This window comes from Corallococcus carmarthensis, assembly GCF_003611695.1.
GTDB lineage: Bacteria > Myxococcota > Myxococcia > Myxococcales > Myxococcaceae > Corallococcus > Corallococcus carmarthensis.
In genome coordinates this window covers 94,868-108,608 of sequence record NZ_RAWE01000009.1, presented here as the reverse complement: position 1 = coordinate 108,608, position 13,741 = coordinate 94,868, and the positions used below count along the sequence as shown (strand labels likewise).

The window sequence follows — 13,741 nt, the reverse complement described above, 5'->3', positions numbered from 1 at the left end:
ACAGCCGCACGTCCAGGCTCGCGCCCGCGGTCGAGGGCACGACGGGCCGGGGACGATCGGTAGGGAGCTCCAGCGCCGCGGGGGCTCCCGCCAACCGCTGCTTCCACCACCCCAACTGCTCCTCCAGCGCCCCGCCCTCCAGCCACTCCCGCTGCCACGCCGCCCAGTCCGCGTACTGCACCTCCAGCGCTTCTTCCCGCGCATGGGGGCCCTTCACCTTCGCCTCGTACGCCTTCCCCACCTCCCTCACCATCACGCCCATCGACCAGCCGTCCGACACGATGTGGTGCATCACCACCACCAGCACGTGCTCCCCCTCCCCCTCCTTCACCACCAAGGCCCGCATCAGCGGCCCGGCCTCCAGGTCGAACGGCCGTTGCGCTTCTTCCGCCGCGACCCGCGCGGTCTCCTGCGCACGGTCCTCCCGCCCGCTCACGTCCACATGCCGCAGCGCGAAGGACGCGCCGGAGGCGATGCGCTGGAACGGACGCCCTTCCACCGAGCCGAACGTGGTGCGCAGCGCTTCGTGCCGCTGGACGACCTGCGTGAACGCCTGCTCCAGCGCGGCCAGGTCCAGGGGCCCCTTCAGCCGCAGCGCCGCCTGGATGTTGTATGCGGCGCTTCCAGGCGTGAGCAGGTCGAGGAACCACAGCCGCTGCTGCGCGAACGACAGCGGGAGCTGTTCTCCCTCGCCACGGACCCGCGACGGAATGCGCGCGAAGGCCTCGGCTCCGGTCCTCGCACCGAGCGCAGCATCCAGCCACTGCCCCAGCGCTGCCACCGTGGGGTGCTCGAAGAGTTCCCGCAGCGGCACCTTCACGGGGAACACCGCGTGCAACCGCGACACCACTTGCGTCGCCAGCAGGGAGTGGCCCCCCAGCTCGAAGAAGTCGTCGTCGCGGCCGACCCGCGCCACGCCGAGCACCGACGCCCAGATGTCCGCCAGCAGCTCCTCGGTGGGCGTCCGCGGCGCCACGTCGGCGGACGCGGACTCCTCGGTGTCCACCGTCTCCGGCAGCGGGAGGGCCTCACGCGCCAGCTTGCCGTGGGACGTGAGCGGGAACGCCTCCAGGGGCACCAGCGCCTGCGGCACCATGTAGTCGGGCAGCCGTTCGCGCAGTACGCGCCGCAGCTCCCAGGGCTCCACGTGCGCGCCTTCCCGAGCCGTCACATAGGCCACGAGCCGCGCGTCGCCAGCCACCGTCCGCACCAGCACCACCGCGTCGCGCACGGCCGGATGGGTGCGCAGCACGGCTTCGATCTCACCCAGTTCGATGCGGAAGCCACGCACCTTCACCTGGTGGTCGATGCGGCCCAGGTGGTCCAGCTCCCCCGTCGAGCGCCAGCGCCCCAGGTCTCCCGTGCGGTACAGCCTCGCGCCCGGACGTCCGGAGAACGGATCCGGCACGAAGCGCTCCGCCGTCAGCGCCGGGCGCTTCAGGTAGCCACGGCCGGGCCCTTCACCGCCCACGAACAGCTCGCCCGGGACGCCCACGGGCGCCAGCTCGCCGCGCGCGTCCAGCACGTACACCTGGAGGTCCGGGATGGGCACGCCCACGCTGCTCGGCTGCGCGCCGGCCGCGTCGTGGGCCGTCAACGGACGGAACGTCACGTGGACCGTCGTCTCCGTGATGCCGTACATGTTCACGAGCTTCGGCCGCGCGTCGCCATGCCGGTCGAACCAGGCCCGGAGGCTGGAGAACTCCAGCGTCTCGCCGCCGAAGATGATCCACCGCAGGCTCGACGCGCCGCCCGTGCTCCGGGCCGCGTCCGCCTGCACGAACTGGAGGAACGCGGACGGCGTCTGGTTGAGCACCGTCACGCCTTCGTCGTGAACCAACGTCCGGAAGGCCTCCGGCGAACGGCTCACCAGATACGGGACGATGACCAGCCGCGCCCCGTGGATGAGCGCGCCCCAGATCTCCCAGACGGAGAAGTCGAACGCGTACGAGTGGAAGAGCGTCCACACCTCGCCGGAGCCGAAGGAGAACCAGGGCGCCGTCGCCGTGAAGAGGCGCGTCACCCGGGCATGTTCAATCTGCATGCCCTTGGGTTTGCCCGTCGAACCCGAGGTGTAGATGACGTAGCAGCCGTGCTCGGGCCCGGCCGTCGGAGCCAGGTCGTGCGTGGGCTCACCGGCGACCCGCGGCCAGTCCGCATCCAGCCGGAACACCGGGCGGTCCGCCGGCAGCGTCGCCACCAGCCGCTCCTGCGTGAGCAGCAGCGGCACGTCCGCGTCCTCCAGCAGGAAGGCCAGCCGCTCCGCGGGGTACGACGGATCCAACGGGACGTACGCGCCGCCCGCCTTGAGGATGGCGAGCAGGCCCACCAGCATCTCCAGCGAGCGCTCCACGCACAGGCCCACGCGCACCTCGGGCCCCACGCCCTGCTTGCGCAGGTGGTGCGCGAGCTGGTTGGCCCGCCGGTTCAGCTCGCCATACGTCAGCGACGCCTGCTCGTACGTCACCGCCACGGCGTCCGGCGTCTTCGCGGCCCAGGCCTCGAAGCGCTGGTGCACGTTGGGCACGGGGTCGGACACCGGTGCCCGGGGCTGGCCCCAGGCGAGCACCTGCTGGCGCTCCTGGGCGGACAGCATGGGCAGCGCGTCCAGCCGCGCCTCCGCGTGCGACACGAAGGACTCCAGCAGCGCGCCCAGGTGGCGCAGCATCGAGTCGGCGGACTCCGGAGCGAAGCGCCCCGCGTCGTGCAGCAGCTTCAACTCCAGCTCACGGCCCGGGACGACGACGCACGTGAGCGGGTAGTTGGTCCACTCGCTCACCACGAAGCCGCGGACCTCCAGGTCTCGCGCCCACTCCCACACCGCCGAGTCGAGCGGGTAGTTCTCGAACACGAGCAGCGCCTCGAAGAGCGAAGCCCCGCGCGACAGCCCGCTCCAGCCCTGCACCTCCACCAGCGGGCTGAACTCGTACTGCCGCTGCTCCGCCTGCCGCTGCTGGAACGCCTGGAGCCAGGGCCCCAGCACCGCGTCCCCCGGCAGCCGGACACGGACCGGCAGCGAGTTGATCAGCAGGCCCACCGTGGACTCGACGCCTTCGATCTCCGGCGGACGTCCGGACACCGTCGCTCCGAAGACGACGTCCTCCAGGCCCGCGCAGCGCCCGAGCATCAAGCCCCACGCCGCCTGCACCAGCGTGTTGAGGGTGACCTGCTGCTGGCGGGCGAACTCCTGCAGGGCCGACGTCACGGAGTTCGAAAGGGACAGCCGGCGCAACGTCCGCGAGTCGCTCGCGCGCGCGACACCCCGGTCCTCCGGCAGCGGCGTGGGCTGGGTGAAGCCCGCCAGCGCCTCGCGCCAGTAGCGCTCCGCGCGGCCCAGGTCCTGCTGCTGCAACCACGCGATGTAGTCGCGGAAGGTCGCGCCCCCGCTCCGGGGCAGCGCGCGGCCCTGACCAAAGGCCTCGTAGAGGGAGAAGATCCGCCGCAGGAGCAGGCCCACGCTCCAGCCATCCATCAGCAGGTGGTGGAAGCTCCACACCAGGTGATGGACGCGCGCGTCCACGCGGATGAGCGACATGCGCATCAGCGGCGCGTGCGTGAGCTCCAGGCCCCGGGCACGGTCCTCCGCGCGAAGGGCCACGAGCCGCGCCTCCTGCTCCTCGGGAGACAGGCCGCGCCAGTCCAGCTCGCGCCAGGGCAGCTCGGCCCGGGCGAACACCACCTGCCGGGGACGCTCCAGCCCTTCCCACCGGAACGCGGTGCGCAGCACCGGCTCCGTCGCCACCGCCTCCTGCCACGCGCGATGGAAGGCCTGCACGTTGAGGGGCGCGTGGAACGAACAGCTCACCTGTTCGAAGTACGCCCCCGACTCCGGGGACAGGATGCCGTGGAAGAGCAGGCCCTCCTGCAGCGGGGACAGCGGATACACGTCCTCCACCGCCTCGCCGGGAGGCAGGATGCGCTCCAGGACGTCCGCGGACAGGGTCGCCAGCGGGAAGTCCACCGGCGTGTAGCGCAGGGCATCCGGCGTGGCGCGCAGGGCCACCAGGGCCCGCACCGACTCCAGGCTCGCGCCGGCCAACGCTTCGACCGTGGCGCGCGAGTGCAGGTGCTCGCTGTAGGTCCACTCCAGGCGCAGGCGCTCCTTCAACACGCGCGCCCCCACGGACAGCACCTCCGTGCGGAGGGCGCCGGGTGCCTTCGACAGGCCCGTGCGCTCGTTCGCGGGCTCCAGGAGCGTCAGCCCCGCGGCCAGGCCGTCGAACTGGCCCAGGTAGTTGAAGGCCACCGGGGGGGCGGGCTGCGCGCCCAGGTCCCGTGAGACGTCGTCCGCGCGCAGGTGGCGCAGCAAGCCGTAGGACGCGCCACGGCCGGACACCGTCCGCACCGCGTCACGCACGGTGCGCACCAGGTCTCCCTCCGAGCCCCGGCCCGCGACGTCCAGCACCACCGGATACGCCGCGGTGAACCAGCCCACGGTGCGCGACACGTCCACGCCAGGAAGCGCCACGTCGCGGCCATGGCCCTCCAGGGTGACGCGCACGCGGCCCACGCGCAGCACCTGGCCCAGGGACCGCGCGACCGCGGACAGCAGCAGCTCGTCCACGCGCGCGCGCCACGCCGTGGGCGCTTCGCGCAGCAGCAGCCGCGTCGTCTCCGCGTCCAGCTCCACCGCCACCGTCCGCGCGGAGGCCACGGTGTTCTCGCCGCCAGGACCCTCCAGCGGGAAGGGCTCCACGGGCACCCGCGACTGCGCGATCCAGGCGTTCGCTTCCGCGGCGACCGCGTCCGTCGCGGCGTAGGCCTCCAGCCGCTCCGCCCACGTCTTGAAGGACGTGGTGCGCGGAGGAAGCGCGGGCGCGAGTCCGTCGCGCAGCGCCAGGTAGGCGGACTCGAAGTCCTCCAGCAGCGTGCGCCAGGACACGCCGTCCACGACGAGATGGTGGATGACCCAGAGCAACCGCGCCGGCTGTCCCGCGCCCATCGTGAAGAGCACCGCCCGCATGAGCGGCCCCGAACCCAGGTCCAGGCTGCCCTGGACGCGGGTGGCCACCTGCTCCAGCCGTGCTTCGCGCGCGTCGTCGGGCACGCCGGACAGGTCCTCGCGGACGAGGAAGGTCACCGCTTCATCGGGCGGACCGTACTGCTGCGACCACCCGTCGCACGCGCGGGTGAAGCGCAGCCGGAGCGCGTCGTGGTGCCGCCAGAGCGCCCGCAGCGTGGCCTCGACGAGCCCCGCGTCCAACGGCTCGCGGGCCGCCAGGAGCACCGCCTGGTTGTAGTGCTCCGGCGCGGGCGAGCCCTGCTCCAGGAACCAGCGCTGGATGGGCGTGAGCGGCATCGTCCCGCTCACCGGCCCGGCATCCGCGACCGCCGGCGCGGCCTCCAACGTGGCCGCGGCCGCCAGGTCCCGCAGCTTCTGGTGTTCGAAGAGCTGCTTGGGCGTGAGCGCCAGTCCGGCCCGCCGCGCCTGCGCGACGACCTGGAGGCTGATGATGGAGTCGCCGCCCAGCTCGAAGAAGTTGTCGTCCGCCCCCACCCGCTCCACGCGGAGGATCTGCGACCAGAGCGACGCGAGCAGCCGCTCCGCGGGCGTGGAGGGCTCCACGAAGGAGGTCTCCTCGCGTGCGATGCGGCCACCGAGCGCCGGCAGCGCGCCCCGGTCCACCTTGCCGTTGGTGGTCAGCGGCAGCGCGTCCAGCACCACGAACGCCGACGGCACCATGTGCTCCGGCAACCGCCGCCGCAGTCCCTCGCGCAGCGCGGCCTCGTCGGGCGTCGCGCCCTCGAAGGGCACCACGTAGCCCACCAGCCGGCGCACGCCGGACGCCTCTTCACGCACCGCGACCGCCGCGGCCTGGACGCCGGCCTGGGCGCCCAGCACGGCCTCCACTTCTTCCAATTCGATGCGGAAGCCGCGCACCTTCACCTGCGCGTCCGAGCGGCCCAGGAACTCCAGGGCTCCGCCCTCCAGCCACCGCGCCCGGTCGCCCGTGCGGTACATCCGCGCGCCGGGCTCCGTGGCGAAGGGGTCTGGCATGAAGCGCTCGGCGGTGAGCGACGGGTGGCCCAGGTAGCCACGTCCCACGCCCGCGCCGCCCACGTACAGCTCGCCGGGGACACCCGCGGGCATCGGCTCGAGCGCCGGGGACAGCACGTACACGCGCACATTGGCCAACGGTCCGCCGATGGTCACCCGGTCCGCCGACAGCGGCTGATCCGTCAGCGTGGCGCACACGGTGATCTCCGTGGGCCCATACGCGTTGATGAACCGGCGGCCCGGCGACCAGCGCCGCACCACCTCCGGGGGGCAGGCCTCGCCCGCGGAGATGACGGTCTCCAGGGCGGTGAGTCCCTCCGGCGGCTGCTGCGCGAGCACCGACGGCGTCAGCGTCACGGTGGTGATGGCCTGCTCCGTCAGCGTCCGCTCCAGCGCGGGTCCCGGCAGCAGGGCGTCCTTTGGCGCGAGCACCAGGCACGCACCGGACAGGAGCGTCGAGAAGACCTCGCACACGCCGGCGTCGAAGCTGCTGGAGGCGAATTGCAGCACGCGGCTGTCCGGGTGGACGCCGTGCGCGCGCCCCACCGCCACCGCCGTGTTGCAGAGGCCTCCGTGCGTCAGCAACGTGCCCTTGGGCTTGCCCGTGGAGCCCGACGTGTAGATGACGTACGCCAGGTGTCCGGGCGCGCCCGCGTCCTCCAGCGGCGCTCCAGGCAGACGCTCCAGCCGTGCGGCGTCCTCATCCAGGCACACGAGGTGGGCTCCCGTCTCCGGCAGCTCGTCCGCGAGCTCCGAACGGGTCACCACGACGGGCACCGCGGAGTCCTGCAGCATGAAGGTCAGCCGGGCGCTGGGGTACGCCGGATCCAACGGCACGAAGGCGCCGCCGGCCTTGAGTGTCGCCAGCATCGCGACCACCAGCTCCGGCGAACGCTCCAGGCAGATGCCCACGCGCGTCTCCAGCCCCACGCCCTGCGCGCGCAGGTGGCGCGCGAGCGCGTTGGACCGCGCCTCCAACTCCCGGTAGCTGACGTCATGCCCTCCGAAGCGGAGGGCGGGCCTGTCGGCGAAGGTCGCGGCCGCGGCCTCGAAGCGGCGGTGGACCCGCAGTGGCTCCCCGATGGGAAGCGTGGCGGCGTTCCAGGTCCCCAGGACGTCGGTGCGCTCCGCTTCCGTCAGGAGCGGCAGCGTTTCCAGCGCGACGTCGGGCCGCGCCAGGGCGCCTTCCAGCAGCGTGCGCAGGTGCTCCTGCATGCGCGCCACCGTCGCCGCGTCGAAGAGGTCGGTGCTGTACTCCCAGAGTCCGGACAGGCCCTCCGCGGTGTCACTGAAGGCCACGGTCAGGTCGAACTTCGACGCGCCCGGATCGATGGACTCCACCCGCAGGGACACGCCGGGCAGCGCCAGCTCCGCGTCGCGCGCGTTCTGGAAGATGAGCTTGACCTGGAACAGGGGCGAAGCGCCCAGGCTGCGCTCCGGGTTCAGGTCCCGCACCAGCTCTTCGAAGGGGAGGTCCTGGTGGGCGTACGCGCCCAGCGCGGCCTCGCGCACCTGGCCCAGCAGCGCGCGGAACGGCAACACGGGCGTGGGGCGCGTGCGCAGCACCACCTGGTTGACGAAGAAGCCCACCAGGGCCTCGGTCTCCGCGTGGTGCCGGTTGGCGATGTCCGTGCCCACCAGCAGATCGGTGCGGCCGGTGTAACGGTGCAGCAGCGCCTGGAAGGCGGCCATCAGCACCATGAACGGTGTGGCACCCTCGCGCAGCGCGAGCTGCCGCACGGCCTCCGCCGTCGCGCGAGGCAGCACGTGGGTGGCCTGGGCGCCCTGCGACGTGCGCACCTTCGGGCGGTGGCGGGCCACGGGCAGGTCCAGCACCCGGGGCGCATCCTGGAGCTGTCCGCGCCACCAGGAGAGCTGCGCCTCCCGCACCTCTCCCTGGAGCCAGCCGCGCTGCCAGACGGCATGGTCGGCGTACTGCACGGCGAGCTCCGGCAGGCCGGAGGCGGTGCCGCGCGCGAACGCGCCATACAGCGCGCCCAGCTCCCGGACGAGCACGCCCAGCGACCAGCCGTCCGCGACGATGTGGTGCAGCACCAGCACCAGCAGGTGCCGGTCGTCCCGCAGCGCCAGCAACGACATGCGCACGGGCGGGCCCTGAACGAGATCGAAGGGCCGCGACGCTTCCTCGCGCGCCCATCCGCGCGCCCGCGCTTCCAGCGCATCCGGAGGAACGTCGCGCAGGTCGACGTGCGTCAGCGCGCGTGCGGGTGCCGGCGAGACACGCTGGAGCGCGCCGTCCGGCGTCTCATGGAAGGTCGTGCGCAGCACCTCATGGCGCCGGAGGATCTCCGCCAGGGAGCGCTCCAGGGCCACCGTGTCGAGCGCCCCGTCCAGCCACAGCATCGCGGGCACGTTGTAGAGCGCGTTGCCCGGCTCCAGCCGGTCGAGGAACCACAGGCGCTGCTGCGCGAACGACAGCGGCAGCGGCGAGTCCCGAGGCACCGGGACGACAGGAGGCCGCACGGCATCCGCGCCCGTGCGCGACAGCGCCTCCAGCCGCCGCGCGAGCGCCCCCAGCTTCGGCGTCTCGAACAGCGCGCGCAGGGGCAGATCCACCTGGAAGACAGAACGGATGCGGGACACCGCCCGCGTGGCCAGCAGCGAGTGGCCGCCGCGCTCGAAGAAGTCGTCGCCAGGGCCCACGTCGCTCACGCCCAGCACCTGCGCCCACACGGAGGCGAGCAGCGCTTCGTAGGGAGTGCCCGGCGCGGAGGGCTCCGCGCGCGCGAAGTCGATGGGCTCCGGCAGCGCGCGGCGGTCCACCTTGCCGTTGGCGGTGAGCGGGAGTGCGTCCAGCACGACCACCGCGGAGGGCACCAGGTACGACGGCAGCCGATCCTCCAGGAAGGTCTTGAGGAGGCCTTCCCCCAACCGGCTTCCCGGCGCGAGCACCCCATAGGCCACGAGCCGCCGCTCTCCCCCACCGGCATCGCGGGCGACCACCACCGCCTCGGCGATGGCCGGGTGCTGCTTGAGCACCGCCTCCACCTCGCCGGGCTCCACGCGGAAGCCGCGCACCTTGAGCTGGTCGTCCTCGCGCCCCAGGAACACGATGGCGCCGTCGGGCCCCAGCCGCGCACGGTCACCCGTGCGGTACATGCGTTCGCCGGGAGTCTTCGCGAACGGTGACGGGATGAAGCGGTCCGCGGTGAGCTCCGGGCGGCCCAGGTAGCCCCGGCCCACCGTGCCCCCCGCGATGTAGAGCCCGCCCGCGACGCCGGGAGGCACCGGGCGCAGGCCCGCGTCCAGGACGTAGGCGCGCACCTCCGGCAGGGGCCGGCCCAGCGGCACGACGACCGGACGGTCCTCACGCGCCATCGCGGAGGCCGGCAGCGTGAGCACGCCCACGGTCGTCTCCGTGGGGCCGTAGTGGTTGAACACCGCGCAGCCCGGCACGAGCGAGCGCACCTGATCCACGAGCGCCCAGTCGGATGACTCGCCGCCCAGCACCAGCCAGCGGCGCGGCAACAGGCGCTCCGGGAACTCCGACGCCAGCAGGGCCCGCAGGTGCGACGGGACGATCTTCAGTCCCTCCACGCCATGCCGGGCGAAGTACGCGCCAAGCGCCGCCGGGTCGGACGCCGTCTCGGTGTCCACCAGGTGCACGGTGCCGCCCCGGGCCAGCGTCGGGAAGAGCGCGGTGTGTCCCAGGTCCGCCGCCAGCGTGGAGACGGACGCGAAGGACGCCCCCTGCGCCAGGTCCAGGCGCCGCACGAGCCCGCGCACATAGCGCACGATCTGCCGGTGCTCGATGCCCACGCTCCGGGGCCGGCCGGTGGAGCCCGACGTGAAGATGACGTAGGCCAGGTTCGACGGCACGGCGCCACGAACGGGCGGCGCCTCCGCCGGGAACGAAGCGAACGGCGCGTCCCCTTCGTCCAGCAGCACGAGCCGGCCGGGGTGGCCATCGAAGCGCGAGGCCAGCTCACGGAGGGTCACCACGACGTCCACGCGCGCCTCGTCGAGCATCAGGCGCAACCGCTCCCCGGGGTTCGCGGGATCCAACGGCACGTAGGCGCCACCCGCCTTGAGGATGCCCAGCAGGCCGCGCATCGCGTCGGCACGCCGGTCCACGCACAGGCCCACGCGAGCGTCGGGGCCCACGCCCATCGCGCGCAGCGCACCGGCGAGCTGGTTCGCGCCCGCGTCCAGCGCGCGGTACGTCAGGGACTGGCCACCGCCCACGACCGCCACGGCGTCCGGCACGCGGGCCGCCTGCGCCTCGAAGAGCGCATGCAGGCACGTGTCGTCGCCCGCCTCCAGCCGCTCCTCCGGCCACGCCTCGAGCACCGCGCGCCGCGCCTCTTCATCCAGCAGCGGCAGCGCCTCCACCCGCAGCCCGGGCTGAAGCGTGGCGGCCCCGAGCAGCGTGTGCCAGTGCCGCACCATCCGCTCGGTGCTCGCGCGGTGGAAGAGATCCGCGGCGCTGATCAGCGTGCCGGTGAAGCCCTCCGCGGTCTCGGACAGGTTCAGCGACAGGTCGAACTTCACCGCGCCGGAGTCCAGCGGCACGGCCCTCAAGGCCAGTCCCGGCAGCTTCAGCTCGGGCAGCGAGTCCTGCTGGAACGCGAGCATCACCTGGAACAGCGGGTGCCGGGCGAGATCCCGCGCGGGCTGTAGCGCCTCCACCAGCTTCTCGAACGGCACGTCCTGGTGCGCGTACGCACCCAGCGTCGTCTCCCGCACCTGCGCCAACAGCTCCCGGAAGCTCGCCCCGCCCTCCACCTTCGTGCGCAGCACCAGCGTGTTCACGAAGAAGCCGATGAGGCCCTCCGTCTCCGCTCTCTGCCGCCCCGCGATGGGCGTCCCCACGCTGACGTCGTCCTGCCCCGCATGCCTCGCCAGCACCACCTGCCACGCCGCCAGCAGCACCATGAACGGCGTCACGCCCTCCTGCTTCGCCAGCGCCTTCACTGCCTCCGACAGCGGCAGGGACAGGCTGGCGTCGACGGTGTGGGCACGGAAGGTGGGATTCACCGGCCGGGGCTTGTCGCCAGGCAACTCCAGCGCCGCGGGGGCTCCCGCCAACCGCTGCTTCCACCACCCCAGCTGCTCCTCCAGCGCCCCGCCCTCCAGCCACTCCCGCTGCCACGCCGCCCAGTCCGCGTACTGCACCTCCAGCGCCTCTTCCCGCGCCGGGAGGCCCTTCACCTTCGCCTCGTACGCCCTCCCCACCTCCCTCACCATCACGCCCATCGACCAGCCGTCCGACACGATGTGGTGCATCACCACCACCAGCACGTGCTCCCCTTCCCCCTCCTTCACCAGCAGGGTCCGCATCAGCGGGCCCGCCTCCAGGTCGAAGGAGCGCGCCGCCTCCGCCTTCGCCAGCCGCGCTGTCTCCCGCGCACGGTCCTCCCGCCCGCTCACGTCCACCTGCTCCAGCGTCACGCGGAGGTCCGGCAGGATGCGCTGCGAGGGAACGCCGTCCCGGGAGACGAAGGTGGTGCGCAGGGTTTCATGGCGCCGCACCAGCACATCCAACGCATGCTGGAGCGCCGGCACGTCGAGCGGCCCCACCAGCCGGACCGCGACGGGGATGTGGTACGCGGGACTGCCCCGGACGAGCGCATCCAGGAACCACAGCCGCTGCTGCGCGAAGGACAGCGCGGGCAGCGCCTCGCGGTTCCCGGGCTTCAACGGCGACGGCATCCGGGCGGTGGAACCCGCGCGGTGCGCGAGCACACGACCGGCCAGCTCCGCCACGCTGGGTCCTTGCAGCAGCGCCTCCATGGGGAGGAGCACGCCCAGGCTCTTTTCAATCTCGTGGCTCAGCTCCACGGCCGCGAGCGAATCCAGGCCCAGCCGGGTGATGGGCTCGGACGAGGACACTTCTTCGGGCCGGACGCGCAGCCGCGCGGCCACGCGGCCCCGCAGCCAGGCGCCGAGCGACTCAGCGGTGTTCCCCGGCGCGGCGTCCTCGTGAGCGTCCGCCTGCGCTTCGAGCGCACCGCCCTCCATCCACTGGGCGACGGCACGCAGCGAACCGTCGAGGAAGCTCTCGCGGCACGCGCGCCGCTGGATCTTCCCGCTGGACGTCTTCGGGACGCTTCCCGGCTCCACCAGGATCAGCGCGTGGGGCTGGAGCTCATGCTCCTCGCTGAGCGCCTGACGCACCGCCGCCAGCACCGGGGCCAGGTCCACGCCGTCGCGCAGGCTGACCTCGTGGACCTGGACCAGCCGCTCCTCGCCCGCGACGTCCACGCTGAACGCCGCGCCAGAGCCCGGACGGATCGCCGGGTGCGCGCGCTCCGCCGTCAGCTCCAGGTCCTGCGGGTAGTGGTTGCGCCCGCGCAGGATGATGAGGTCCTTGCGCCGGCCGGTGACGTACAGCTCCCCGTCCACGACGAAGCCCAGGTCGCCCGTGCGCAGGAAGGGGCCCTCGCCCGTGGCCGCGAGGCGCGCCTGGAAGGTCTCCTCGGTCTGCTCCGGCCGCTGCCAGTAGCCTTGCGCGATGCTGGGGCCCCGCAGCCAGATCTCCCCCACCTCGCCATCCGCGCGCGGCGTGCGAGCCTCCGGCTCGACGATGATCAGCGACTGGTCCGGCACCGGACGGCCACACCCCACCAGCTCCCGCGCGCCCGGAGTGCCCGGCTCCACGCGCACCGCCCGGGACCGGGCCAGTGCCTCCCCCTCCACGGTGAGCGCCGTCGCGCCCGCGCCCTGCGCCACGCCCGTGGCGATGAGGGTGCCTTCCGCCAGGCCGTAGCAGGGGTACAGCGACGGAGCCCGGAAGCCCTGGGGCCCGAACGTCCGGGTGAAGCGCTCCAGCGTCTCCGTCCGGATGGGCTCCGCGCCGCAGAACGACACCTCCCACGAGGACAGATCCAACCGGGCCCGGTCCTCCTCGGAGATGCGCCGCGCGCAGAGGTCGAACGCGAAGTTGGGGCCGCCGCTGATGGTGCCCCGGTACTGGGAGATGGCCTCCAGCCAGACGAGCGGACGGCGCAGGAACGTGAGCGGCGACATCAGCGCCACCGGGAACCCGCCACGCAGCGGCTCCAGGATGCCGCCGATGAGCCCCATGTCGTGATACGGCGGCAGCCAGATGACGCCCACGCTGTCGGCGCTGGCCCGGAAGCTGTGGTGGATGGCGTCCAGGTTGTGCAGCAGGTTCCCGTGCGTGAGCATCACGCCCTTGGGCACGCCCGTGGAGCCCGACGTGTACTGGAGGAAGGCCAGCGTGTCCGGGCGCGCCACCGGCGGACGCCATCCGTCCTCGGCCCCGGGCTCCAGCGCATCCGTGGCGGCCCAGTGCAGCCCGTTCAGCTCGGGCGCCTGATCCGTGAGGAACTCCTTCATCGACAGGATGAAGGACGTGGTCAGCACCACCGTCGCGCGCGAGTCCTCGATGATGGCGCGCAGCCGGGGCAGCGTGCGCTCCAGCCGTGAGGGATCCGGCGGATATGCCGGCACCGCCACCAGCCCCGCGTAGAGGCAGCCGAAGAAACCCGCGATGTAGTCGAGCCCCGGCGGATACAGCAGCACCGCCCGCGCGCCAGGCTCCACGCCCGCCAGCGCCACCGCGATGCGCCGCGCGTACAGGTCCAGCTCCGCGTGAGACCAGGACGCCTCGACCTCTCCCGTCTCCCCCAGGAACGTGTATCGGGCCGCGCGTGCCGCCGCCTCAGCGCTCCGCTGCCGGAGCAGGCCCACCAGGGATTCGAACGGGGGGCGCTGAGTGAAATCTGGAAGGGAGGACGGTCGCGAGAAGGCCGGGCT

The 13,741-nt window shown here is 73.0% G+C and carries 1 protein-coding gene; it reads right to left on the bottom strand.

The window, feature by feature from the left end:
• A partial coding sequence (locus D7X32_RS04610) for a non-ribosomal peptide synthetase (RefSeq protein ID WP_120601273.1) occupies nt 1–13,675 on the bottom strand: 13,675 nt, incomplete at its 3' end.
• Nucleotides 13,676–13,741: the final 66 nt, after the last annotated feature.